We start from the raw sequence: 23,014 nt of genomic DNA on the forward strand, positions 1-23,014 counted from the left end.
CATTCGTCCCGCCCGATCACCGCTGGTAGAGGCCCACCAGGGTGCCGCTCGCGAGCTGCTGCTTCTCCACCGCCTCGTGCACCTGCTCGGCCGAGGGCGCGTCGGGCAGGGCGCACGGCTCACCGAGGGCGTAGAGGCGGAAGAAGTACCGGTGCGCCTCGTCGCCGGGCGGTGGATGCGGCCCGCCCCAGCCGTGCCTGCCGTAGCCGTTGACGAGTTCGGTGCCGCCGGGCGGGCCGCTGCCCGTCTCCGCGCCCGTACTGCCCGGGTCGGCGCCGACGACGACCCAGTGCACGAAGGTGCCCGACGGGGCGTCCGGGTCCTCGCACAGCAGCACCAGTTCCACCGTGCCGTCCGGCACGCCGGACCAGGCCAGCGGAGGAGAGACGTTCTCGCCTTCCAGGGCATAGCGGCGCGGTATGACGGCATGGTCGTTGAACGCGCTGCTTCTCAGTTCGATACCGGCCATGCGGCCGGAGTACCCGTGGGACCGTCGTGCATGCGGGGGCCCGGGGTACGCGGGTTGCGTCCGGCGGGGCCGTCCCGGCAGGGTGGGGGGCCGTGGCCACCTTGCTGATCGTCCATCACACGCCGTCGCCGAACTGCCAGGCGCTGTTCGAGGCCGTCGTCTCCGGCGCGAGTGCCCCCGAGATCGAGGGCGTCCGGGTCGTACGGCGCCCGGCGCTCGCCGCGACCGTCTCCGACGTGCTGGAGGCCGACGCGTACCTGCTCGGCACCCCGGCCAACCTCGGCTACATCTCCGGGGCCCTGAAGCACTTCTTCGACCAGGTCTACTACCCGTGCCTGGATGCCACGCGGGGCCGGCCCTTCGGCGCGTGGGTGCACGGCGGCAACGACGTGACGGGCGCGCTGCGGGCCCTCGACGCGATCACGACCGGCCTGGGCTGGCGCCGCGCCGCCGAGCCGGTGACCGTGACCGGCGAGCCCGCCAAGGCCGACATCGAGGCGTGCTGGGACCTGGGGGCCACACTGGCGGCCGGCCTCATGGAGTGACCCCCGGTCGTGTGCCCGGCCGTCTCACCGGCGCAGCTTTACCTTGCTGATCGCCGAGACGCCGAGTGCCGCGAGGGCGATCTGGATGAGCCACTCGATCCAGTCGACGCCCTTGGTGTTCGCCACGCCGAGCCCGGAGGCGATGCCGGTGCCGATGAACGCGGCGACGATGCCGATCACGATGGTCCACAGGATGCCGATGCGCTGGCGGCCGGGGACGGCGAGCCGGCCCAGAACGCCGATCACAATGCCGATAACAAGGGCGCTGATGACGCCGGAGATCTCCATGAGCGGTCTGTCACCCCTTCGTGGTCGGTGACTGCGTCGTTGGTGGCGTCCGAGTGCCCGGCCGTCCGTTTGCCGTCGGCCGTTCGGGCTACGCTGCAAGCAGTCAGCGTTCCCCGGACGGGGGAGGTACCCCATGAGCCGGCTCATTCGTGACGTGATGCACCCCGGCGCGGTCGCGGTCGAACCGATGACCACCCTGGAGCGGGCCGCCCGGGTGATGCGCGAACAGGACGTGGGTGACGTCCTCGTCGCCTACGACTGCGACCTGTTCGGCGTCCTCACCGACCGCGACATCGTGATCCGTGCCGTCGCCGAGGGCTGCGACCCGCACACCACGGCCGTCGGCACGGTGTGCAGCCGGCCGCCCGTGGTGACCGTGGCACCCACCGACACCACCGACCAGGCGATCAAGCTCATGCGCGAGCACGCCGTACGGCGCCTGCCGGTCGTCGAGCACGGCGGCTGCCCGGTCGGCATGGTCAGCCTCGGCGACCTCGCCACGCTGGAGGACTCCACGACGGCCCTGGCCGGGATCAGCGCGGCGACACCCAACCACTAGGTCCCGGGCGCTCCCCGGCGCTTGGCTCCGCTGGTCGCGGCGGGGGCTTGCAGCGCCGCTACACCCTCTGCTTGGATTGTGAGTCCAGACGTTGGACACGCAATCCAAGGAGTGTGCTGATGGCCTCGTCGGACACCGCCCGGGACGGCGAACGTGACGCGATCCTCGCCGCCCTGGTGCCGGTCGTGCACGGCATCGCGGTCACCTTCGGCCCGGTGTGCGAGGTCGTGCTCCACGACTACCGGGAGCCGGAGAAATCGGTCGTCGCCGTGGCCGGATCGGTGACCGGACGGGCGGTCGGCGGCGCGATGAGCGAGATCGGCATGCGCGTCCTGGCCCGCGGCGACGAAGCGGACGACGACCTGAACTACGTCACCCGCACCGCCGACGGCACCCGCGTCAAGTCCTCCACGATCGTGCTGCGCGACTCCACCGGCGCGGTCTTCGGCGCCCTGTGCGTCAACCTCGACGTCACCGCCGTCGACCGGGCCCACGCCCTGCTCGGCGCGCTCGCCGGGGCCGCGGGCGGCGCGTCGGAGCCGCCGGTCACCACCTTCGGCGACGACATCGACTCCGTCGTCGACGCGATCGTCGACGCGCATCTGCGCCGGCAGGACCAGACCTGGGCCGGCCTGGACCGCGCCCGTCGGCTCGCCCTGTTCCACAGCCTGGACGACCAGGGCGTCTTCGCCGTGCGCCGCGCGGTCGAGCAGGTCGCCGGCCGCCTCGGCATCTCCCGCGCCTCGGCCTACAGCTACCTCGCCCAGTCCCGCGCCACCGCCCCGACCCCCGAGGGAGACCACCCGTGACCCCAGCGCCGATCACCCTGGACGACGTCCGCGACGCCGCCGAGCGGATCAAGGGCGTCGCCCACCGCACCCCCGTCCTGCGCTCGCGCACCCTGGACGAGCGCGTCGGCGCCGAGGTCTTCCTCAAGTGCGAGAACTTCCAGCGCGTGGGCGCCTTCAAGTTCCGCGGCGCCTACAACGCCGCCTCCCGGCTCACCCCCGGGCAACTGGAGCGGGGCATCGCCGCCTACTCCTCCGGCAACCACGCCCAGGCCGTCGCCCTCGCCGCCCGCGAACTCGGCACCACCGCGGTCATCGTCATGCCCGAGGACGCCCCGCCGTCCAAGCGGGCGGCCACGGAAGGGTACGGCGCCGAGATCGTGACGTACGACCGCTACACCGGCGACCGGGTCGCCCTCGCCGAGGCGCTGGCCGCCGAGCGCGGTCTGACGCTCATCCCGCCCTACGAGCATCCGCACGTCATGGCCGGGCAGGGCACCGCGGCGCTGGAACTCCTCGAGGAAACCGGGGAACTGGACGCCCTGGTGGTCCCGGTCGGCGGCGGCGGGCTGATGGCCGGCAGCGCCACCGCCGCGACCGGACTGCGCCCCGGCATCCGCATGATCGGCGTGGAGCCGGAGGCCGGCGACGACACCAAGCAGTCGCTGGCGGCCGGCCGGCGGATCGAGATCCCGGTACCGCGCACCCTCGCCGACGGCCAGGCCCTGCCCACGCCCGGGGAGCTGACGTTCTCCGTCAACCGGCGGCTCGTGGACGACATCGCCCTGGTCACGGACGACGAGATCCGGCAGGCGATGGTGTTCGCCTTCGAACGGCTCAAGATCGTCCTGGAGCCCAGCGGCGCCACCCCGCTCGCCGCCCTGCTGGCCGGCCGTGCGGGGACCGTGCCCGGGAGGGTCGGGCTGATCCTGTCCGGTGGCAACGTCGACGCCGAACGCTTCTCCCGGATCGTCCGGGGAGAGGGCTGAGCGGCCCGTCAGCCAGGGGCTGTTCACCCGAATGGCGGTCGCGCGCTCGCGGGCGGACGATGGTTGCACGGGGTTCGGCCCCGCCGCTCACGCCTGCGTCCGCAGGGGGACGAGACCGGCCCCGGCCGCCGGGAGGCGGCGGGAAGGGAGGAGCGTCATGTTGGAGGCCAAGACGCTCGACAAACCGGATGAGCGGCGCGATTTCCCGAGGGGACACCTCGAAGCCGTCCATCTGACGGGGTGCGACTTCGCCGTGGCGACCTTCGAACCAGGCTGGCGCTGGTCGGAGTCCGTGGGACCGATCGTGGGCACCGACAGCTGTCAGGTGAACCACAACGGCTACGTCGTCCAGGGCCGGATGTGCATCCGCATGGACGACGGCACCGAGGCGGAACTCGGCCCGGGTGACGTCTTCGTGTGCTCGCCCGGACACGACGCCTGGGTCGTGGGCGACGAGCCGTGCATCGCCTACGACTTCGAGGGCCAGATGGCCAAGGACTACGCCAAGAAGTGAGGCGGCGTCGGACGGTGGGGCGTCAGACCGGGAGCAGACGCCCCACCAGCGCGCTCAACTGACCCACGGTGCGGCACTCGTACATCTCCACGACCTCCGCGTACGCGGGCGCGGCCGAGTCACCGGTGCCCCACTGGGCGAGCGGCTCGGGGTTCAGCCAGTACACGCGGCGGGCCTGCCCGGCGATCTGCCGCAGCGCCGGCAGGTTCGGGTCGCTCATGTTGGTGCGGGCGTCGCCCAGCACGAACACCGTCGTCCGCGGGCCCACCGCACCGCCGTACCGCTCCGCGAACTCGCCCAGCGCCCCCCCGTAGTCGCTGCTGCCGTGCCAGCCGGTCAGCGTGGCCTCGGCGCGGATGCGCCCGCCGAGCCCCTCGGCGTCGGCGGTGCCGCGCACCAGCAGCCCGGTCACCTCGTCGACCCGGTTGACGAACGCGAACACCCGCACCTTGCTGAACTGGTCGTGCAGCGCCTGCACCAGCAGCATCGTGAAGTCCGAGAACCCGGACACCGACCCCGACACATCGCACAGCAGCACCAGTTCCGGCCGGGCCGGCCGGCGCCGGCGCAGCACCGGCCGCATCGGCACCCCGCCCGTCGACAGCGAACCGCGCAGCGTGCGCCGCAGATCGATCGTGCCGCGCGCCGCCCGTCGGCGCCGGGCGGCCAGCCGGGTCGCGAGCTTGCGCGCCAAGGGCTGCACCGTGCGCCGCAGCTCGGCCAGTTGATCCCGGCCCGCGTACAGGAAGTCGACCCGGTCCACCGTCGGGGCCACCGCCCGCCGGGCGATCTCGTCCCGCCCGCGCCGCTCCGCCACCCGCCGCCGCGCCTCCGCCGCCACCAGCGCCCGGAAGGCGTCGATACGCCGGCGGATCTCGTCCTCCAGCAGCCGGCCGGCGAAGCCGCCGCCTCCGCCCCGTGCCCGCACCTGTTCCCGGACGGGCGCGAGCAGCGTCTGCGGCCGCAGCCGGTCCAGGGTCTGGTACGAGGAGAAGCCGTCCGAGCCGGGTGAACTCCCGTACCCGCCGAGCGCGTCGACTGCCTCCACCGCGAGCCGGCCCATGGCCTCGGCGTCGCCGGCCGCCAGAGCCGCCGCGAGCCGCTCCCGCAGGTCCTCCCGGCCCGCCGGCTCCTGCCCGGGCCCGCCGACGGCGCGCGGGAAGTACAGGTCGAAGACCGGATCGAACACCGGCCGCTGACCCGGGCCGTGCAGCAGGGTGGCGGCCAGCCCTTCCCGCAGCAGCTCCCGGTCGGCCAGCCCCAGCGCCTGCACGGCCTGCGCCGCGTCCACGCTCTCCCCGGTGCCGATCCGCATCCCGTGCGCCCTCAGCGCGGCGACGAACCCGGTCAGCCGCGCCGCGACATCGCCCTGCTCGGCCGGCACCGTCATACGGCGTCCAGATCGAGCTTGGCCGCCGCCTTCAGTACGTCGTCCTGATGCTTGAGCAGCACACCGAGGCTCTCCCGGACCACCGCCTCGCCGAGGCTGTCCGCGCCGAGCGCCAGCAGGGTGCGCGCCCAGTCGATGGTCTCCGCGACCGACGGCACTTTGCGCAGGTCCATCGCGCGCAGCGCACCGACCACCCGCACCACCGACTCGGCCAGCGCCGCGTCGAGGTCCGGCACCTTCAGCCGGACGATGCGCCGCTCCAGCTCCTGTTCGGGGAAGCCGATGTGCAGGAACAGACAGCGGCGGCGCAGCGCCTCCGACAGCTCACGGGAGGCGTTGGAGGTGACCACCACGAACGGACGGCGGGTCGCCGTGATCGTGCCCAGCTCCGGCACGGTCACCTGGAAGTCGCTGAGCACCTCCAGCAGCAGCCCTTCCACCTCGACGTCCGCCTTGTCCATCTCGTCGATCAGCAGCACCTTCTGCTCCTCGCCGCGGATCGCGGTGAGCAGCGGCCGGGAGAGCAGGAACTCCTCGCTGAAGATGTCCGTGCGCGCCGCGTCCCACGTCTCGTCACGGCCGGCGCTGATCCGCAGCAGCTGCTTGGCGTGGTTCCACTCGTACAGCGCCCGGGACTCGTCCACGCCCTCGTAGCACTGCAACCGCACCAGCCGTGCCCCGGCCACCTCGGCGACGGCCTTGGCCAGCTCCGTCTTGCCGACCCCGGCGGGTCCCTCCACCAGCAGCGGCTTGCCGAGGCGCGCGGCGAGGAAGACGGTGGTGGCCACGGCAGGTGAGGCGAGGTAACCGGTCTCGGCGAGGCGGGCGGAGACATCGTCGACGGACGTGAACAACTGCGCCTCCGGTGCGGTCGCGGACTGATCGGCGTACGCTCCTATCTAAGCGCTTGTTCAGCTCACTGTCACTGCCCACCGGGGACACGGCCCGGAAGCGGATCAGCCGACGAGGACGACCTCCAGGGTGCGCGGGCCGTGGACGCCCTCGACGCGGTCGAGTTCGATGTCGCTCGTCGCCGACGGGCCGGAGATCCATGTCAGCGGCCGGGCGGGGTCGAGGCGTTCGAGCGCCTGCGGTACCGAGGAGACGACCTGCTCGGGTACGCGGACGACACAGATGTGGTGGTCGGGGATCAGGGTGATCCGGCGCCGGCCCTGGTCGGGGGAGCCGTCGAGGACGATGGTGCCGGTCTCGGCGATCGCCACGGCGCAGCCGGTGACCACGCTGCCGACCTTGTCCAGCTCGTGCGGCGTGCTCACCGCGCGGTCGTGCACCCGCGTGGGATCGGCGGCCGACATCCACTCCGGCGGCAGCCCCGGCGGCACCAGGACCAGATCGCAGCCGCGCTCGGCCAGCAGCCGCATGATCAGATACGGCAGCTCCTCGTCACTCGCGCGGTGCACGACGGCCCGGTAGTCCGCCAGGTTCTCCGCCAGCAGCTCCACCGTCTGCTCGACGGTCCGCTCCCCGTGCTCGCGCAGATAGTCCCGCGCCACCGCCTGCTCGTAGTGACCTTCGTCCGCCGGTACGTCCGCCAGGGCGCGCCGCACCCGGCCCAGGATCCGTTCCCTGCTGCTCGCGTGACTCACTCGGCTCCGTCCTCTCCCAGGCTCTGGCCTGCGCTCGAGCTGGGGGCACCCCCGGCGCCGTGGGTGCGCTGCCACCAGTCCCGGAACGGCTCGGCGGGCACCGCCGGCAGATCCCGGCTGTCCGTCCACGCCCGGCCGGGCCCCGGCAGGGACCGGGGATGGAACCGGCGGGTGCGCGAGGCCAGCCGCTGTCCGGCGCCCAGCGCACCGGGATGGGTGAACGCCCAGCGCGCCGCCCGCATCGCGGCGCGCTCGGCGGCGTGGCCCTTGGCGGGCCTGAGCACCACCTTGTTGCCGCCGCGCACCGCGGGTCCGCCCTCGACGACCCGCTCCCGCAGATGCACCAGCACCTCGGGGATGTCGATCGCCACCGGACACACCTCGTAGCACGCCCCGCACAGCGACGACGCGTACGGCAGCGAGGCATCGATCTCGCTCCCGGTGCCCCGCAGTTGGGGGCTGAGGATCGCGCCGATCGGGCCGGGGTAGACCGACCCGTAGGCGTGCCCGCCCGCCCGCTCGTACACCGGGCACACGTTGAGGCACGCCGAGCAGCGGATGCAGCGCAGGGCCTGGCGTCCGACCTCGTCCGCGAGGGTGTCGGTGCGGCCGTTGTCGAGCAGGACCAGGTGGAACGTGCGCGGACCGTCCCCGTCCGTCGTTCCCGTCCACGTCGACGTGTACGGGTTCATGCGCTCGGCGGTGGAGGAGCGGGGGAGGGTCTGCAGGAACACCTCCAGATCCCGCCAGGTCGGCACGATCTTCTCGATGCCGACGACCGAGATCAGCGTCTCGGGCAGGGTCAGGCACATCCGCCCGTTGCCCTCGGACTCCACGACGACCAGCGTGCCCGTCTCGGCGACCATGAAGTTGGCACCGGAGACGCCGACCTTGGCCCGCAGGAACTTCTCCCGCAGATGCAGCCGGGCCGCCTCGGCGAGTTCGGCGGGCGTGTCGGTCAGGCCCTCGGGCGCGGGGCGGCCCCAGCCGGCCATCTCCGCGCGGAAGATGTCCCGGATCTCCCCCCGGTTGCGGTGGATCGCCGGGACCAGGATGTGCGAGGGCCGGTCCTTGCCCAACTGCACGATCAGCTCGGCGAGATCGGTCTCGTAGGCGCGGATGCCCTCCGCCTCGAGCGCCTCGTTCAGCCCGATCTCCTGCGTGGCCATCGACTTGACCTTGACGACCTCCGACTCGCCGGTCGCCTTGACCAGATCGGTGACGATCCGGTTGGCCTCCTCGGCGTCGGCCGCCCAGTGCACGACACCGCCCGCCCCGGTCACCGACTCGTCCAACTGCTCGAGGTAGCGGTCGAGATGGCGCAGCGTGTGGTCCTTGATCCGCTTGCCGGCCTCCCGCAGCGCCGCCCAGTCGGAGACCTCGGCGACCGCCTTGGCCCGCTTGGCGCGGATGGTGTGGGTGGCATGCCGCAGATTGCCGCGCAGGGTCGAGTCGTTCACGGCCTCGTGCGCGGCCTTGGGGAAGGCCGGCATGCCCAGATACGTTCCGCTCATACCGCCGGCTCCTCCTCCGTGCTCGCCAGGATCTCCGCGATGTGCACCGGCCGCATGCCCACCTTCAGCCGGGCCATGGTCCCGCCGATGTGCATCAGACAGGAGTTGTCGGCCGCGCACAGCACCTCCGCGCCCGTCGACTCGGCGTGGCGCACCTTGTCCACGCCCATCGCTGCCGAGACGTCCGCGTTCTTCACCGCGAAGGTGCCGCCGAACCCGCAGCACTCGTCGGCACCGGGCAGCTCCACCAGCTCGAGCCCCTTGACGGCCTCCAGCAGCCGGCGCGGCCGGTCCCCGAGGCCCAGCGCACGCAGCCCGTGACAGGTCGGGTGGTAGGTGACCGTGTGCGGGTACCAGGCGCCGACGTCGGTCACGCCGAGCACGTCCACCAGGAACTCCGTCAGCTCGTACGTCTTCGGCACGACCGGCGCCACCACCTCGGCCAGCGAGCCCCCGCGCCCCTCGGCCCGGGCCCGCTCGCCCATGCGTGGATACAGCTCACGCACCATCGCCCCGCACGACCCCGACGGCGTCACGATCGCGTCGTAGTCGCCGAAGACCTCGGCGTAGCGGCGGGCCAGCGGCTCCGCCTCGTGCCGATACCCGGTGTTGTAGTGGGCCTGCCCGCAGCAGGTCTGCGCGACCGGAAAGTCCACGTCGACGCCCAGCCGGTGCAGCAGCCGCACCACGGCCCGGCCGGTGTCCGGATAGAGCGTGTCGTTGACGCAGGTCAGGAACAGGGCGACACGCATCGCGGCTCCTCGAGAACTCGATCATCTCACCAGTGCAGGGTAATCGGCGCCCCGGGGACCGGGGGAGACCCGGCTCACCGTGCGGCGAGCCGGGCCTCGGCCGCCCGCCACCGCCCCGTGTCGCCGCGCGGCTCGTACCGCGTGAGCGGCTGGGTGCGCACCAGCAGGCGCCGCATGTCGGTCAGGTCGCCGACGAGTCCGTGCGCGCGGGCCTGCACCAGCACGTTGCCGAGTGCGGCCGCCTCCGTCGGCCCCGCCACCACCGGCAGCCCGCAGGCGTCGGCGGTGAGCTGGCACAGCAGCGCGTTGCGGGTGCCGCCGCCGACCACGTACACCACGTCCACCGGATGCCCGGCGAGCCGCTGCGCGTCCTGGACCGCCCGCCGGTGGGCGAGCGCCAGGGAGTCCAGGATGCAGCGGGTGATCTCACCCGGCGTGCCGGGCACCGGCTGACCGGACGCCCGGCACGCCTCGGCGATCCGCTCCGGCATCCGGCCGGGCGCCAGGAACGCCGTGTCCCCGGCGTCGACCACCGACCGCAGCGCCGGCGCCGCGGCCGCCTCCCGCAGCAGCGCGCCCAAGTCCTGTTCGCCCCAGGCCCGCTGGCACTCCTGGAGCAGCCACAGCCCCATGATGTTGCGCAGACAGCGGACCGTGCCGTCCAGGCCCAGCTCATTGGTGAAGTTGGCGGCCCGGCTCTCCTCGGTCAGCACCGGCGCGGTCAGCTCCAGACCGGCCAGCGACCAGGTGCCGGTGCAGATGTAGGCGAACCGCTCGCCCGTCGCCGGCACCGCGGCCACCGCCGACGCCGTGTCGTGCGAGCCGACCGCCGTCACCGGGACCGGCCCGGTGAGCCCCGTCTCCCGCAGCACCCGGTCCCGCAGGACGCCCGCCGGATCACCGGGCTCCCGCAGCGGCGCGAACAGCCCGAGGTCGATCCCGAGCCGGTCGGCGATCCCGTACGCCCATGAGCGCGTCCGGGGATCGATCAGCTGGGTGGTGGAGGCGTTGGTCAGCTCGGTGCCCTGCTCCCCGGTCAGCCAGTACGTCAGCAGATCGGGAATCAGCAACAGCCGCCTGGCGAGCGCGAACTGAGCGGTACCGGCGGCGGCCGTCAGCTGGTAGAGCGTGTTGAAGGGCGCGTACTGGATGCCGGTCGCCGCGTACAGCTCGGCCGCCGGGACGGTCGCCCACACCTTCTCCGCGACGCCCTCGGTGCGCTGGTCGCGGTAGTGCACCGGGTTGCCGAGCAGCGCCCCGTCGGCATCCAGCAGGCCGTGGTCGACGGCCCAGCTGTCGATGCCGACGGAGTCCACCCGACCGGCCGCCCGCAGCCCGTCCAGCACCCCGGCGTACAGCGCCAGGATGTCCCAGCGCAGCCCCTCCGGCGTGCGCACGGGCCGGTTGGGGAAGCGGTGCGCCTCGGTCAGCTCCAGCGAGTCCGGGCCGACCCGTCCGGTCATGACGCGCCCGCTGGAGGCGCCGAGGTCGACCGCGGCGTACGTCTTCACGCGTCCGCTCATCGCAGGAAGGCGGCGGCGACGCCGGCGTCGACCGGGATGTGCAGGCCGGTGGTGTGGGTCAGGTCGCCGCCGGTGAGCGCGAAGACGGCGTTCGCGACGTGCTCGGGCAGCACCTCCCGCTTCAGGATGGTCCGCTGCGCGTAGAACTCGCCCAGCTTCTCCTCCTCCACCCCGTACACCGCCGCCCGCTGGGCTCCCCAGCCGCCCGCGAAGATGCCGGAGCCGCGCACCACACCGTCCGGGTTGACGCCGTTGACACGGATCCCGTGCTCGCCCAACTCGGCAGCCAGAAGCCGCACTTGATGAGCCTGGTCGGCCTTGGTGGCCGAGTAGGCGATGTTGTTCGGCCCGGCGAAGACGGCGTTCTTGGACGCGATGTAGACGATGTCACCACCGAGTTCCTGGGCGATCATCACCCGGGCCGCCTCCCGCGAGACGAGGAAGGAACCGCGGGCCATGATGTCGTGCTGCAGGTCCCAGTCCTTCGCGGATGTCTCCAGCAGCGGCTTGGAGATGGAGATCCCGGCGTTGTTCACCACCAGGTCCACCCCGCCGAAGGCGAGGACGGCCTCACGGAACGAGGCGGCGATCTGCTCCTCGTCCGTCACGTCCACGGTCACCGCGACGGCCCGGTCCGGCCCGCCCAGCTCCTCGGCGACCTTGGCGGCGTTCCCACCGTCGAGATCGGCGACGACGACACACGCGCCCTCGGCCACCAGCCGGTGGGCGATCGCCTTCCCGATGCCGCTGCCCGCGCCCGTCACCAGCGCCACCCGCGTCGCCAGCGGCTTGGGCTCCGGCATCCGCCGCAGCTTGGCCTCCTCCAGCGCCCAGTACTCGATACGGAACTTCTCGGACTCCTCGATCGGCGCGTACGCCGAGACGGCCTCGGCCCCCCGCATCACGTTGATGGCGTTGACGTAGAACTCGCCGGCCACCCGCGCGGTCTGCTTGTCCTTGCCGAAGGAGAACATGCCCACGCCCGGAACCAGCACGATCGCCGGGTCGGCGCCACGCATCGCGGGGGAGTCGGTGGTCGCGTGCCGCTGGTAGTAGGCGGCGTATTCCTCACGGTAGGCGGCGTGCAGTTCCTTCAGCCGCGCGACCGCCTCCTCCAGCGGTGCGGTCGGGGGCAGATCCAGCACCAGCGGCCGCACCTTGGTCCGCAGGAAGTGGTCCGGGCACGAGGTGCCCAGCGCGGCCAGCCGTGGATGCTCGGCCCGCGCCAGGAAGTCGAGGACCGCGTCGGAGTCGTCGAAGTGCCCGACCTGCGCCCGGTCCTGCGAGGCGACTGCGCGCACGTACGGCGCCAGCGCCACCGCCCGCTCCCGCCGCTCGCCCTCGGGCAGCGCCTCGTACCCCTCGATCACGGGGCCGAACGGCTCGGCCCTGCCCCGCTCGGCGAGGAACTTCTCCGCGGTACGGATGATGTGCAGCGAGTTGCGCTCGCACTCCTCGGAGGTGTCACCCCAGGCGGTGATTCCGTGCCCGCCGAGAATGCAGCCGATGGCCTGCGGGTGGGCCTCCTTGATCGCGGCGATGTCCAGCCCCAGCTGGAACCCGGGGCGCCGCCACGGCACCCACACCACGGTGTCGCCGAAACACTCGGCGGTCAGCTTCTCCCCGTCGGCGGCACACGCCAGCGCGATGCCGGAGTCCGGGTGCAGATGATCGACGTGCGGGGCGTCGACGAGCCCGTGCATCGCGGTGTCGATGGACGGCGCGGCCCCGCCCTTGCCGTGCAGGCAGTAGTCGAACGCGGCGACCATCTCGTCCTCACGCTCCACACCGGGATACACCCCGACGAGCGCCCGCAACCGATCGAGCCGCAACACGGCGAGCCCGCTCTCGGTGAGCGTGCCGAGGTCGCCTCCCGACCCCTTCACCCACATCAGCTCGACGTCCCCGCCCGTGACGGGATCGGTGGCAGTGCCTTTGGCGGAGGCGTTGCCGCCGGCGTAGTTGGTGTTCCGGGGATCGGAGCCGAGCCGATGCGAACGGGCGAGGAGAGCGGCGGCTTCGGGATGGACAGCCATGACGTTCAGTTCCTTTTCGAAGAGGGGGAGTGAAGAAGGGGCGCGGGGAACTGCGCGACCGGCCACAGCGGCCCCGCACCCCGCAACGAACAAGAACCCGGCAGACGCGTCACGCCCCCCACCCGGCCTGCTCCCCACCCACCCGCTCTGCCACGATCTTCTCGGCCCACCCGGACCGCGCATACGCCGCCAGGGGATCGGGATCCAGCCCCGTCTCCTCCCGCACCTGACGCAGCAACGGCCGCACATCCGTGTTGAACGCGTCCATCAGCACGGCGTTGGCGCCCAGCACGTCCCCCGAGGCCTGAGCGCCGGCCAGAGCGACGCGGTCGACGAGCAGCGCCTTCGCCGTGGCCTCCTGCACGTTCATCACCGAACGGATGATCGCCGGGATCTTCGCCTCGATGTTGTGGCACTGGTCGAGCATGAACGCCACCTCGGAGGTGAGCCCACCCCAGCGCACGACCTCGTACATGATCCGGAACAGCTGGAACGGATCGGCCGCCCCCACCATCAGGTCGTCGTCCGCGTAGAACCGCGAGTTGAAGTCGAACCCGCCGAGCTTCCCCTCCCGCAGCAGCGTGGCGACGATGAACTCGATGTTGGTCCCCGGCGCGTGGTGTCCCGTGTCCACGACGACCTGTGCCTTCTCGCCCAGCCGCAGACAGTGCGCGTACGCCGTCCCCCAGTCCGGCACATCGGTCGTGTAGAACGCCGGCTCGAACAGCTTGTACTCCAGCAGCATCCGCTGCCCCTCACCCAGCCGCTCGTACACCTGCGCGAGCCCCTCGGCCAGCCGGTCCTGCCGGGCACGGATGTCGTCCTGCCCCGGATAGTTCGTCCCGTCCGCGAACCACAGCTTCAGATCGGCGGAGCCCGTCGCGTCCATGATGTCGACGCACTCCAGCAGATGATCGACGGCCTTCCGGCGCACCGCCGCGTCCGGGTGGCAGATGCTGCCGAGCTTGTAGTCGTCGTCCTGGAAGGTGTTGGAGTTGATGGCGCCGAGCTTCAGCCCGCGCTCCTCCGCGTGCTTGGCCAGCGCCGCGTAGTCGTCGACCTTGTCCCAGGGGATGTGCAGCGCCACGGTCGGCGCGACGCCGGTGACGGCGTGCACCTGGGCCGCGTCGTCGAGCTTCTCGTACGGGTCACGGGGTACGCCCGCCTGGGCGAACACCTTGAAGCGGGTGCCGGAGTTCCCGTACGCCCATGACGGCGTCTCGACGGCCTGGGTCTTGAGCGCGGCCTTCACCGCGGCGAGGTCGGTCACTTCCGGACTCCTGGTGGCATCGGAGAAACGTGGGATCGATGCGGGGGCATCGAGGAACGGCGTCGGTGAAACGATTCAGAAAGCGAAGCTATGAGCCCCCCGGAAGCGTGTCAAGACCCCGGCCGAGCACTCTTCGCCGTAATCTGGGCGTGACCTTCTGGCGTCGAAAGTTTTTCGATACGAACCCATTGACGCAGACGAGTGACGCTGCCTACGGTCCCGGCAATCCAGTTGAAACCTTTCATGGCGCTGCGGAGGTCCGACCCGCCGGCGTCGTCGAGGAGCCCTCATGACCCACCCGTCCGACTCGGGGCCGGTCCCGGTGCTGGCGCTCAAGGACGTCTCCAAGTCCTTCGGCGCCGTACGGGCCCTGCGGGACGTCCGCCTGGAGCTGTTCCCCGGCGAGGTGCACGCCCTCGCCGGTGAGAACGGCGCCGGAAAGTCGACCCTGATCAAGACGCTCGCCGGGGTGCACCGGCCGGACGCCGGCCAGGTGCTGCTCGACGGCCGTCCCGTCGCCTTCCACGGTCCCGGCGACGCCCGCGACGCGGGGATCGCCGTGATCTACCAGGAGCCGACGCTCTTCCCGGACCTGTCGATCGCCGAGAACATCTTCATGGGCCGCCGGCCGAAGAAGGCCCTCGGACGCATCGACCACAAGGCCACCCACGCCGCCACGCTCGCCCTGATGCAGCGCCTCGGCGTCGACCTCGACCCCGACCGCCCGGCGCGCGGCCTGTCCATCGCCGACCAGCAGATCGTCGAGATCGCCAAGGCGCTCTCCTTCGACGCCCGCGTACTGATCATGGACGAGCCGACCGCCGCCCTCACCGGCAGCGAAGTGGCCCGCCTCTTCGGCGTCGTGCGCACCCTGAGCGAGCAGGGCGCAGCGGTGCTGTTCATCTCGCACCGGCTGGAGGAGATCTTCCAGATCTGCCGGAAGGTCACCACCCTGCGCGACGGCGCCTGGATCGCCGGCGAACCGCTGGACGGCATGACCGAGGACGACCTGGTGCGCCGCATGGTCGGCCGCGACCTCGACGAGCTGTACCCCAAGCAGGACGTCCGCCCTGGCGAAGTCGCCCTGAGCGTGCGTCGGTTGACCCGGGAAGGAGTGTTCACCGACGTCTCCTTCGAGGTGCGCAGCGGCGAGATCGTCGGCCTCGCCGGACTGGTCGGCGCGGGCCGCACCGAGGTCGCCCGGGCCGTCTTCGGCATCGACCGCCGGGACGCCGGCGAGGTTTCCGTGCACGGAAAGCGTCTGGTCAACGGGGCGCCGTCGAGCGCGATGGCCGCCGGACTCGCGCTCGTGCCCGAGGACCGGCGGGCCCAGGGCCTGGTGATGGACATGTCCATCGAGCGCAACATCGGCCTCACCGGTCTGCGCACGACCGTGAAGGCCGGCCTCATGGACCGCGGCGCCGAACGCAGCCGCTCCCTGGACTGGGCGGTCAGGCTCCGGGTGAAGTACGCCCGGATCGCGGACGCCGTCTCCACGCTCTCCGGCGGCAACCAGCAGAAGGTCGTCCTCGCCAAGTGGCTGGCCACCAGCCCCCGGGTGCTCATCGTCGACGAGCCGACCCGCGGTATCGACGTCGGCACCAAGGCCGAGGTGCACCGGCTGCTGTCCCAGCTCGCCGCCGACGGGGTCGCCGTTCTGATGATCTCCTCCGACCTGCCCGAGATCCTCGGCATGGCCGACCGCGTGCTCGTGATGCACGAGGGCCGGCTGACCGCCGAGATCCCCCGCTCCGAAGCCACCGAGGAAACCGTGATGGCCGCCGCCACCGGGAGGGCCGCCGCATGACGCCCACCGCTCCCGTCAGGAGGGCCGCATGACCGTGACCGCTCCCGACCACGCTCCCGTCGCCGACGTGCCCAAGTCCGGCGGCACCCGCCTCGTCGACCGCGTCTTCAAGATGCGCGAACTCGCCATCCTGGTCGTCTTCCTGGTGATGATCGCCGTCACCCAGGCCGGCAACAGCCAGTTCCTGTCCGAACAGGGCATCAAGGACCTGCTGCTGAACGCGACGATCCTGGTACTGGTCGCCACCGGCCAGTCCCTCGTCGTCATCACCCGCAACGTCGACCTGTCCGTAGGCTCCATCCTCGGCATCAGCGCCTTCGCCGCAGGCACCTACCTCCAGGGCGGCGGCAACCCCGTCGTGGCGATCGTCCTCGCCGTCCTGCTCGGCATCGGCTTCGGGCTGCTCAACGGCCTGCTCGTCAGCCTCGGCCAGGTGCCCGCCCTCGTCGTCACCCTCGGCACCCTCTACATCATCCGCGGCATCGACTCGATCTGGGTCGGCTCCCGCCAGATCACCGCGGCCGACCTGCCCGGCTCCTTCGTCGACTTCGGCTCCGGCGGCTTCTCCGCGGTCCCCTACCTGGCCCTGATCGCCCTCGTGGTGCTCGTCGCCACGGCGTACTACCTCAAGCACTACGGCAGCGGACGCGAGTTGTACGCGCTCGGCTCCAACCCCGAGGCGGCGCGGCTCGCCGGCATCCCCGTGCGCAAGCGCATCCTCGCCGCGTACACCTTCTGCGGCGCGCTCGCGGGCCTCGCCGGCGCCCTGTACCTCGCACGGTTCGGCAACGTCGACTCCGGCACCGGCAGCGGCTTCGAACTCACCGTCGTCAGCGCGGTGGTGGTCGGCGGCGTCGTCTTCACCGGCGGCTCCGGCAGCGTCTACGGCGCCGCCCTCGGCGCGCTGCTGCTGACCTCCGTCAACAGCGTGCTGCCCGCGCTCGGCGTCAGCAGCGTGTGGGTGCTCGCCATCAACGGCGCGCTGCTGCTGCTCGCCATCGCGGTCGACCGGGTCGTCGCCCTGCGGGTGGCCGCCGCCCTGAAGAAGAAGCCGGCCCATGTGAAGCCGCTCCCGCAGAAGGGGGACACCCGACATGTCTGAGTCCCTGACCCGTGCCGTCCGCTGGGACACGGTGGTCGGTGCCCTGCTGATCGTCCTGCTCCTGCTGTCGTTCTCCCTCGTGGACGGCTTCGGCAACGCGCTGAACCTGTCCTTCCTCATCGGCAACACCCTGCCGATCGCCCTCATCGCCCTGCCGATGACCCTGCTCGTCGTCTCGGGTGAGATCGACCTGTCCGTCGCCTCCACCGCCGGGCTGTCCGGCGCGGTGATGGGCCGGCTGTGGAACGAGGGCATGGCCATCGAGACGATCATCCCGCTGTGCCTGCTGCTCGGCGTGGTCTGCGGCCTGGTCAACGGCCTGCTCGTGACCCGGCTGGGCCTGCCCTCGCTCGCCGTCACCATCGGCACGCTCGCCCTGTACCGGGGCATCGCGCAGATCGTGCTCGGCTCGAACGCGGTCACCGACTTCCCCTCCGGGTACCTGGACTTCGCCGCCGGGCGCGTCGGTGACAGCTTCCTGCCGCGGGCGTTCCTGCCCTTCCTCGCGCTGCTCGTCATCGCCGTCGTCGTGCTGCACGCCACCCCGTTCGGCCGGTCGCTGTTCGCGATCGGGGCGAGTGAGGAGGCGGCACGGTTCGCGGGCATCCGCGTCAAGCGGTCCAAGCTCCTGCTGTTCGTCGCGACCGGTTTCATGGCCTCGCTGACCGGCATCTTCTGGGCCCTGCACTACGCCAGCGCCCGCTACGACAACGCCACGGGACTCGAACTCTCCGTCGTCGCGGCCGTGTTGCTCGGCGGTATCGACTTCGACGGCGGCAAGGGCACGCTGGGCGGCGCGATCGCCGGGGTGTTCCTGCTGGGTGCGTTGCAGAACGTGATGAGTCTGCTGAACGTCTCCGCCCAGTCGCAGATCGTCGTCACGGGTGTGTTGCTCGTGGTGTCCGTGCTCGGGCCGCGCGTCGCCCGTCAGATCGTCGTCGCCCGCGCGGTGCGCTCCGCGCCTCGCTCCGCCGGCTAGGTCGTCCCGAAGCTGCGGGCCGTCTGTGGCTGGTCGCGCAGCTTCCCGCGCCTCTTTGGGGCGCGTCCAGCTCACCTTCGTATCTAAGGACTCCCCGCCATGCGTAAGTCTTCCCTCCGCCGTGCCTGTGCCGCCCTCGCCGCCGGGACCTCCCTCGCCCTCGCCCTCACCGCCTGCGGCGGCACCACCAAGAACGACGTTCAGGACCAGGGCTCCGGCTCCGGTGCCGCCGCCGGCAAGGCCGACCCGAACGCCGCCACCAAGAAGGGGCTGACCGTCGGCTTCCTGCCCAAGCAGGTCAACAACCCCTACTTCACCACCGCCGACAAGGGAGGCCAGAAGGCGCTCACCGAGCTGGGCAGCAAGTACAAGGAGGTCGGCCCGTCCAGCGCCACCGACACCGCCGGCCAGGTCTCCTACGTCAACACCCTCACCCAGCAGCAGGTGAACGCGATGGCCGTCTCCGCGCAGGACCCCGGTGCCCTGTGCACCGCGCTGAAGCAGGCCATGAGCAACGGCATCAAGGTCGTCACCTACGACTCCGACACCAAGACCGACTGCCGCAACGCCTTCGTCTCGCAGGCCTCCGCCGAGGACCTCGGCCGCACCGAGGTGCAGCTCCTCGCCCGGCAGATCGGCTACAAGGGCGAGATCGCGATCCTGTCCGCCGCGCAGACCGCGACGAACCAGAACACCTGGATCGGCTTCATGAAGGACGAGCTGAAGGACCCCAAGTACAAGGACGTCAAGCTGGTCAAGATCGCCTACGGCAACGACGACCCGCAGCAGTCCTTCCAGCAGACCCAGGGCCTGCTCCAGGAGCACCCCAACCTGAAGGGGATCATCTCCCCGACCACCGTCGGCATCAAGGCGGCCGCCCAGTACCTGTCCGGCTCCAAGTACAAGGGCAAGGTCAAGCTGACCGGCCTCGGCACCCCCAACGACATGCGCAAGTACGTCAAGAACGGCGCCGTCGAGGCGTTCGAGCTGTGGGACCCGGCCCAGCTCGGCGACCTCGCCGCCCGTACCGCCGTCGCGCTGTCCTCCGGGCAGATCACCGGCAAGGAGGGCGAGACGTACAAGGCCGGCTCGACGACGTACACCATCGGCAAGGACGGCGTGATCAGCCTCGGCAAGCCGACCGTGTTCGACGCCAAGAACATCGATCAGTTCAACTTCTGACCCACGAGGGGGGCCCGTCCCATGCAGCGCGTGTGCTTCCTGCTGAAGGTCCGCGAGGACCGCGTGGCCGAGTACCGGGAACGGCATGCCGCCGTGTGGCCGGAGATGCGCGAGGCGCTGACGGCCACCGGCTGGCACAACTACTCGCTCTTCCTGCGCGACGACGGCCTGCTGGTCGGCTATCTGGAGACGGAGGACTTCGAGGCCGCCAAGGCCGGGATGGAGGCCACCGAGGTCAACGCCCGGTGGCAGGCCGAGATGGGGCCCTTCTTCGAGTCCCTCGACGGCGCCCGCCCCGACGAGGCGATGAAACCGCTCACCGAGGTCTTCCACCTGGCGTGACGTAATGTGAAGCTCTCCCCGCCGCTCCAGAACCTCAGGAGGTCCCTGCCCGATGGCCCAGTCGGTGGGTATCAAGGACGTCGCCCGTGCCGCCGGAGTCTCCGTCGGCACGGTGTCGAACGTGATCAACCGGCCCGACACGGTCGCCAGTGAGACCCGGGCGCGGGTGCTGTCCGCGATCGACCGGCTCGGCTACGTCCGCAGCGAGTCGGCGCGCCAGCTGCGCGCGGGCCGCAGCCGGATCATGGGCCTGCTGGTGCTGGACATGGGCAACCCGTTCTTCGTGGACGTCGCGCGCGGCGCCGAGCGGGCCGCGCGCGAGGCAGGGCTCGGCGTGATGGTCTGCAACAGCGCCCAGAGCGCGGGCGAGGAGGCCGAGTACCTCTCCCTCTTCGCCGAGCAGCGCGTGCGGGGCGTGCTGCTCACCCCCACCGACGCCTCCGGCCGCAACATCGGTGCCTTCCGCCGGCACGGCATCCCGTTCGTGCTGGTCGACCGGGTCGCCGAGGGTGCCGCCGAGTGCTCGGTGTCCGTCGACGACGTCGCCGGCGGCGCCCTGGCGGTGCGGCACCTGGTGGACGCCGGCCACCGCTCGATCGCGTACGTCAGCGGTCCGTCCGGACTCAACCAGGTCCGTGACCGCCGCACCGGCGCCCTCAACGCCCTCGCCGAGGCCGGGCTCGGCCCGGAGGCGCTGCGCGAGATCCCCACCGAGCGGCTCGACGTCGCCGCCGGCCGGGACGCCGGCGCCCGCCTGCTCGGCCTCGCCGAGCGGCCCACGGCCGTCTTCTGCGCCAACGACCTGCTCGCCCTCGGCGTGCTCCAGGCCATGTACGCCGCCGGAGTCGGCGTCCCCGACGACCTCGCGATCGTCGGCTACGACGACATCGAGTTCGCCGCCGCCGCGGCCGTCCCGCTCACCTCGGTGCGCCAGCCCGCCGTCACCATCGGCGCCCTGGCCGCCGAGCTGCTGCTGGAGGAGACCGAGGAGCGGGGCAAGCAGCCGCACGAGCACCGCCGGGTGGTCCTCCAGCCGGAGCTGGTGGTGCGCCGCTCCAGCCTGCCGGGACGCTGACCCACCGGTCAGCGACGGGTGAACCGACGTTCAGTTGCCCCGGCGGGGCGCGGCGACCCGGCGTGTGCTGGACTGGGACCGATCGCACCCACCGTCCGCACCGGGGAGACGCGTTGACCACCAGCTACCGCCAGCCCGGCGTCCATCTGACCGACCGCCGCTTCACCGTGCCGCTCGACCACGCCGACCCCGCGGGGGAGACCATCGAGCTGTACGCCCGCGAGGTGGTCGCGAGCGACAAGGCCCGCCAGGACCTGCCGTGGCTGGTGTACCTCCAGGGCGGCCCCGGATTCGGCGCACAGCGCTTCACCGGCCGCACGGGCTGGCTGGACCGCGCGCTGCGCGAGTTCCGCGTGCTGCTGCTGGACCAGCGCGGCACCGGCGCCTCCACACCAGCCAGCCGCCAGACCCTGCCGCTGCGCGGTGGTCCGGCCGCGCAGGCCGGCTACCTCACGCACTTCCGCGCCGACTCCATCGTGCGCGACTGCGAGGCGATCCGCCCGCAGGTCACCGGCGGTGCCCCCTGGACGGTGCTCGGTCAGAGCTTCGGCGGCTTCTGCACCGTCCACTACCTCTCCACCGCCCCCGAGGGCCTGGCCGCCGCGCTGATCACCGGCGGGCTGCCTTCCCTCGACGCCCACGCCGACGACGTCTACCGGGCCGCCTACCCGCGCATCGAACGCAAGGTCGCCGCGCATTACGCCCGCTACCCGCAGGACGTCGAGCGGGCCCGCCGTATCGCCGACCACCTGCTCGGCCAGGACGTGGTCCTGCCCGGCGGGTACCGGCTCACCGTCGAGGCCTTCCAGTCCCTCGGCATCCTCCTGGGCACCGGTGACGGCAGCCATCGCCTGCACTACCTGCTGGAGGACGCGTTCGTGCCCACGGTGGGCGGCCGGCAGCTGTCGGACGCCTTCCAGGAGGAGGTGCGGGGTCTGCTGTCGTACGCCGCGCACCCGCTGTACGCCCTCGTCCACGAGTCGATCTACGGACAGGACGCCCGCCCCACCGCCTGGGCCGCCGAACGGGTCCGTGCCGAGTTCCCGCAGTTCGACGCGGCCAAGACGCTCGCGGGCGACGGGCCGCTGCTGTTCACCGGCGAGACGGTCCACCCCTGGATGTTCGACTGCGACCCGGCGCTGCGCCCGCTGAAGGAGACCGCCGAACTGCTCGCCGCCCGCACCGGCTGGAGGCCCCTGTACGACCGTGAGCGCCTGGCCGCGAACCAGGTACCGGTCGCCGCCGCCGTCTACCACGACGACATGTACGTCGACGCGGACCACTCCCTCGCCACCGCGCGGGCGATCCGCTCCCTGCGCACCTGGGTGACCGACGAGTTCGAGCACGACGGGGTGCGCGTGGGCGGCCCGCGGGTCCTGGACCGGCTGCTCGCCCTCGCCCGCGACGAGGTGTGAACGCCGGCCGTTCGCAGCGCGGCGCGCGGTCCTCCCCGTCAAGATCCACAAAGGGCCGGTCATCGCCCTCCGCACGGGTTACTGTGCGCCCATGACCGAGCCGACGAACGCTCAACTGCAGCCCATGCCCGAGGGCTGGCAGCGCGCCCTGGCCGTGGTGGCCCACCCGGACGACCTGGAGTACGGCTGCTCGGCGGCCGTCGCCGCCTGGACCGACGCCGGCCGCGAGGTCGCGTACGTGCTGGCGACCCGCGGCGAGGCCGGCATCGACACGCTGGAGCCCGCCGTGTGCGCTTTCCTGCGCGAACGGGAGCAGCGGACGAGCGCGGCGGCCGTCGGGGTGTCGAGCGTGGAGTTCCTCGACCACCGCGACGGAGTGATCGAGTACGGCCCGGCGCTGCGCCGGGACATCGCGGCCGCCATCCGCCGCCACCGGCCCGAGCTGGTCATCACCCTCAACCACCGGGACACCTGGGGCGGGGTCGCCTGGAACACCCCCGACCATGTGGCGGTCGGCCGGGCCACCCTCGACGCCGCCTCCGACGCGGGCAACCGCTGGATCTTCCCCGAACTGGCCGAGCAGGGCCTTGAGCCCTGGGACGGCGTGCGCTGGGTCGCGGTCGCCGGCTCGGCCTCGCCCACCCACGCCGCGGACGCCACGCCCGGTCTGGAGCGCGCGGTGCGCTCGCTGCTGGAACACCGCACGTACATCGAGGCGTTGACCGACGAGGACCCGGAGACCTACGCGCGCGGATTCCTCACCGCGAACGCCCAGGCGGCGGCGGAACGCTTCGGCGGTCGCCCGGCCGTGGCCTTCGAACTGTTCAGCAGATGACTCGGCAGCCGACGACACGCGGGGGAGACGCGC

Annotated in this window: 23 protein-coding genes; 13 read left to right on the forward strand and 10 right to left on the reverse strand. The window is 71.9% G+C overall.

The features are described from left to right. Window positions 1–16: 16 nt before the first annotated feature. Window positions 17–469 carry a YbhB/YbcL family Raf kinase inhibitor-like protein gene (locus ACF1GV_RS28445; protein ID WP_391685964.1) on the reverse strand — a complete coding sequence of 151 codons (453 nt, stop codon included), beginning with the start codon at window positions 467–469 and terminating at the stop codon, window positions 17–19. A gap of 92 nt (window positions 470–561) precedes the next feature. Here ACF1GV_RS28445 and ACF1GV_RS28450 point away from each other — a divergent pair, with 92 nt between their 5' ends. Beyond that, window positions 562–1,014, forward strand: coding sequence for an NAD(P)H-dependent oxidoreductase (locus ACF1GV_RS28450; RefSeq protein ID WP_363263798.1), 453 nt, complete (start codon window positions 562–564; stop codon window positions 1,012–1,014). Between the two features lie 24 nt (window positions 1,015–1,038). On the opposite strand, the gene ACF1GV_RS28455 is transcribed toward ACF1GV_RS28450, so the two are convergent. Then, entirely contained in the window at window positions 1,039–1,302 is a 264-nt protein-coding gene (locus tag ACF1GV_RS28455) for a GlsB/YeaQ/YmgE family stress response membrane protein (RefSeq protein WP_363263796.1), read from the reverse strand. 133 nt (window positions 1,303–1,435) lie between these two features. Here ACF1GV_RS28455 and ACF1GV_RS28460 point away from each other — a divergent pair, with 133 nt between their 5' ends. From ACF1GV_RS28460 to ACF1GV_RS28475, 4 genes are all read left to right on the forward strand, one after another. Then, the gene (locus ACF1GV_RS28460) at window positions 1,436–1,861 is read left to right on the forward strand and encodes a CBS domain-containing protein (protein WP_391685966.1); all 426 of its coding nucleotides are present in this window, start codon (window positions 1,436–1,438) and stop codon (window positions 1,859–1,861) included. 119 nt (window positions 1,862–1,980) lie between these two features. Beyond that, on the forward strand, window positions 1,981–2,670 hold the full coding sequence (locus tag ACF1GV_RS28465; RefSeq protein ID WP_391685968.1) for a transcriptional regulator: 690 nt from the start codon (window positions 1,981–1,983) through the stop codon (window positions 2,668–2,670). Beyond that, window positions 2,667–3,638, forward strand: coding sequence for a pyridoxal-phosphate dependent enzyme (locus ACF1GV_RS28470; protein ID WP_391685970.1), 972 nt, complete (start codon window positions 2,667–2,669; stop codon window positions 3,636–3,638). The genes ACF1GV_RS28465 and ACF1GV_RS28470 overlap by 4 nt, the downstream gene beginning before the upstream one ends. Before the next feature lie 157 nt (window positions 3,639–3,795). Next, the gene (locus ACF1GV_RS28475; RefSeq protein ID WP_391685972.1) at window positions 3,796–4,152 is read left to right on the forward strand and encodes a cupin domain-containing protein; all 357 of its coding nucleotides are present in this window, start codon (window positions 3,796–3,798) and stop codon (window positions 4,150–4,152) included. Between the two features lie 22 nt (window positions 4,153–4,174). On the opposite strand, the gene ACF1GV_RS28480 is transcribed toward ACF1GV_RS28475, so the two are convergent. From ACF1GV_RS28480 to rhaI, 8 genes are all read right to left on the reverse strand, one after another. After that, a complete protein-coding gene (locus ACF1GV_RS28480) occupies window positions 4,175–5,542 on the reverse strand; it encodes a VWA domain-containing protein (protein ID WP_391685974.1) in 1,368 nt (455 codons plus the stop codon). Beyond that, the gene (locus tag ACF1GV_RS28485; RefSeq protein ID WP_391685976.1) at window positions 5,539–6,396 is read right to left on the reverse strand and encodes an AAA family ATPase; all 858 of its coding nucleotides are present in this window, start codon (window positions 6,394–6,396) and stop codon (window positions 5,539–5,541) included. Before ACF1GV_RS28485 ends, ACF1GV_RS28480 begins: the two co-directional genes overlap by 4 nt. A 102-nt stretch (window positions 6,397–6,498) precedes the next feature. Further along, complete coding sequence (locus tag ACF1GV_RS28490; protein ID WP_391685978.1) at window positions 6,499–7,149, reverse strand: lactate utilization protein C; 651 nt, start codon at window positions 7,147–7,149, stop codon at window positions 6,499–6,501. After that, window positions 7,146–8,663 (reverse strand): LutB/LldF family L-lactate oxidation iron-sulfur protein, encoded by a 1,518-nt coding sequence (locus ACF1GV_RS28495; protein WP_391685980.1) that lies wholly within the window; start codon window positions 8,661–8,663, stop codon window positions 7,146–7,148. The genes ACF1GV_RS28490 and ACF1GV_RS28495 overlap by 4 nt, the downstream gene beginning before the upstream one ends. Beyond that, complete coding sequence (locus ACF1GV_RS28500) at window positions 8,660–9,415, reverse strand: (Fe-S)-binding protein (RefSeq protein WP_391685982.1); 756 nt, start codon at window positions 9,413–9,415, stop codon at window positions 8,660–8,662. The genes ACF1GV_RS28495 and ACF1GV_RS28500 overlap by 4 nt, the downstream gene beginning before the upstream one ends. Before the next feature lie 74 nt (window positions 9,416–9,489). Further along, on the reverse strand, window positions 9,490–10,938 hold the full coding sequence (locus ACF1GV_RS28505) for a rhamnulokinase family protein (RefSeq protein ID WP_391685984.1): 1,449 nt from the start codon (window positions 10,936–10,938) through the stop codon (window positions 9,490–9,492). Then, window positions 10,935–12,974, reverse strand: a complete 2,040-nt coding sequence (locus ACF1GV_RS28510; RefSeq protein WP_391685986.1) for a bifunctional aldolase/short-chain dehydrogenase — start codon at window positions 12,972–12,974, stop codon at window positions 10,935–10,937. Before ACF1GV_RS28510 ends, ACF1GV_RS28505 begins: the two co-directional genes overlap by 4 nt. 109 nt (window positions 12,975–13,083) lie before the next feature. Beyond that, a complete protein-coding gene (gene rhaI / locus ACF1GV_RS28515; protein ID WP_391685988.1) occupies window positions 13,084–14,244 on the reverse strand; it encodes an L-rhamnose isomerase in 1,161 nt (386 codons plus the stop codon). A gap of 289 nt (window positions 14,245–14,533) precedes the next feature. On the opposite strand from rhaI, the gene ACF1GV_RS28520 reads away from it, so the two are divergent. The 8 genes from ACF1GV_RS28520 (at window position 14,534) to ACF1GV_RS28555 (ending at window position 22,981) form a co-directional block, all read left to right on the forward strand. Continuing rightward, the gene (locus tag ACF1GV_RS28520; RefSeq protein ID WP_391685990.1) at window positions 14,534–16,051 is read left to right on the forward strand and encodes a sugar ABC transporter ATP-binding protein; all 1,518 of its coding nucleotides are present in this window, start codon (window positions 14,534–14,536) and stop codon (window positions 16,049–16,051) included. Between the two features lie 28 nt (window positions 16,052–16,079). Continuing rightward, window positions 16,080–17,153, forward strand: a complete 1,074-nt coding sequence (locus ACF1GV_RS28525) for an ABC transporter permease (RefSeq protein WP_391685992.1) — start codon at window positions 16,080–16,082, stop codon at window positions 17,151–17,153. After that, complete coding sequence (locus ACF1GV_RS28530; RefSeq protein WP_391685994.1) at window positions 17,146–18,132, forward strand: ABC transporter permease; 987 nt, start codon at window positions 17,146–17,148, stop codon at window positions 18,130–18,132. Before ACF1GV_RS28525 ends, ACF1GV_RS28530 begins: the two co-directional genes overlap by 8 nt. Window positions 18,133–18,231: 99 nt before the next feature. Further along, window positions 18,232–19,314 (forward strand): rhamnose ABC transporter substrate-binding protein, encoded by a 1,083-nt coding sequence (gene rhaS, locus ACF1GV_RS28535; protein WP_391685996.1) that lies wholly within the window; start codon window positions 18,232–18,234, stop codon window positions 19,312–19,314. 21 nt (window positions 19,315–19,335) lie between these two features. Beyond that, window positions 19,336–19,656, forward strand: a complete 321-nt coding sequence (locus ACF1GV_RS28540) for an L-rhamnose mutarotase (RefSeq protein ID WP_391685998.1) — start codon at window positions 19,336–19,338, stop codon at window positions 19,654–19,656. 52 nt (window positions 19,657–19,708) lie between these two features. Further along, on the forward strand, window positions 19,709–20,731 hold the full coding sequence (locus tag ACF1GV_RS28545; protein ID WP_391686000.1) for a LacI family DNA-binding transcriptional regulator: 1,023 nt from the start codon (window positions 19,709–19,711) through the stop codon (window positions 20,729–20,731). Between the two features lie 113 nt (window positions 20,732–20,844). Beyond that, on the forward strand, window positions 20,845–22,146 hold the full coding sequence (locus ACF1GV_RS28550; protein WP_391686002.1) for an alpha/beta fold hydrolase: 1,302 nt from the start codon (window positions 20,845–20,847) through the stop codon (window positions 22,144–22,146). 91 nt (window positions 22,147–22,237) lie between these two features. After that, window positions 22,238–22,981 (forward strand): PIG-L deacetylase family protein, encoded by a 744-nt coding sequence (locus ACF1GV_RS28555; protein WP_391686004.1) that lies wholly within the window; start codon window positions 22,238–22,240, stop codon window positions 22,979–22,981. Window positions 22,982–23,014 lie beyond the last annotated feature (33 nt).

It is taken from the genome of Streptomyces sp. NPDC014006 (genome assembly GCF_043088925.1).
In the GTDB taxonomy this organism is placed as follows: Bacteria; Actinomycetota; Actinomycetes; order Streptomycetales; family Streptomycetaceae; genus Streptomyces.

Bases quoted from the DNA above. Each gene is read 5' to 3' on its own strand.
- ACF1GV_RS28445 (WP_391685964.1), bottom strand. From the start codon at position 469: ATGGCCGGTATCGAACTGAGAAGCAGCGCGTTCAACGACCATGCCGTC.
- ACF1GV_RS28455 (WP_363263796.1), bottom strand. From the start codon at position 1,302: ATGGAGATCTCCGGCGTCATCAGCGCCCTTGTTATCGGCATTGTGATC.
- ACF1GV_RS28460 (WP_391685966.1), top strand. From the start codon at position 1,436: ATGAGCCGGCTCATTCGTGACGTGATGCACCCCGGCGCGGTCGCGGTC.
- ACF1GV_RS28465 (WP_391685968.1), top strand. From the start codon at position 1,981: ATGGCCTCGTCGGACACCGCCCGGGACGGCGAACGTGACGCGATCCTC.
- ACF1GV_RS28475 (WP_391685972.1), top strand. From the start codon at position 3,796: ATGTTGGAGGCCAAGACGCTCGACAAACCGGATGAGCGGCGCGATTTC.
- ACF1GV_RS28480 (WP_391685974.1), bottom strand. From the start codon at position 5,542: ATGACGGTGCCGGCCGAGCAGGGCGATGTCGCGGCGCGGCTGACCGGG.
- ACF1GV_RS28495 (WP_391685980.1), bottom strand. From the start codon at position 8,663: ATGAGCGGAACGTATCTGGGCATGCCGGCCTTCCCCAAGGCCGCGCAC.
- ACF1GV_RS28500 (WP_391685982.1), bottom strand. From the start codon at position 9,415: ATGCGTGTCGCCCTGTTCCTGACCTGCGTCAACGACACGCTCTATCCG.
- ACF1GV_RS28505 (WP_391685984.1), bottom strand. From the start codon at position 10,938: ATGAGCGGACGCGTGAAGACGTACGCCGCGGTCGACCTCGGCGCCTCC.
- ACF1GV_RS28510 (WP_391685986.1), bottom strand. From the start codon at position 12,974: ATGGCTGTCCATCCCGAAGCCGCCGCTCTCCTCGCCCGTTCGCATCGG.
- ACF1GV_RS28520 (WP_391685990.1), top strand. From the start codon at position 14,534: ATGACCCACCCGTCCGACTCGGGGCCGGTCCCGGTGCTGGCGCTCAAG.
- ACF1GV_RS28525 (WP_391685992.1), top strand. From the start codon at position 16,080: ATGACCGTGACCGCTCCCGACCACGCTCCCGTCGCCGACGTGCCCAAG.
- ACF1GV_RS28530 (WP_391685994.1), top strand. From the start codon at position 17,146: ATGTCTGAGTCCCTGACCCGTGCCGTCCGCTGGGACACGGTGGTCGGT.
- rhaS (WP_391685996.1), top strand. From the start codon at position 18,232: ATGCGTAAGTCTTCCCTCCGCCGTGCCTGTGCCGCCCTCGCCGCCGGG.
- ACF1GV_RS28540 (WP_391685998.1), top strand. From the start codon at position 19,336: ATGCAGCGCGTGTGCTTCCTGCTGAAGGTCCGCGAGGACCGCGTGGCC.
- ACF1GV_RS28545 (WP_391686000.1), top strand. From the start codon at position 19,709: ATGGCCCAGTCGGTGGGTATCAAGGACGTCGCCCGTGCCGCCGGAGTC.
- ACF1GV_RS28555 (WP_391686004.1), top strand. From the start codon at position 22,238: ATGACCGAGCCGACGAACGCTCAACTGCAGCCCATGCCCGAGGGCTGG.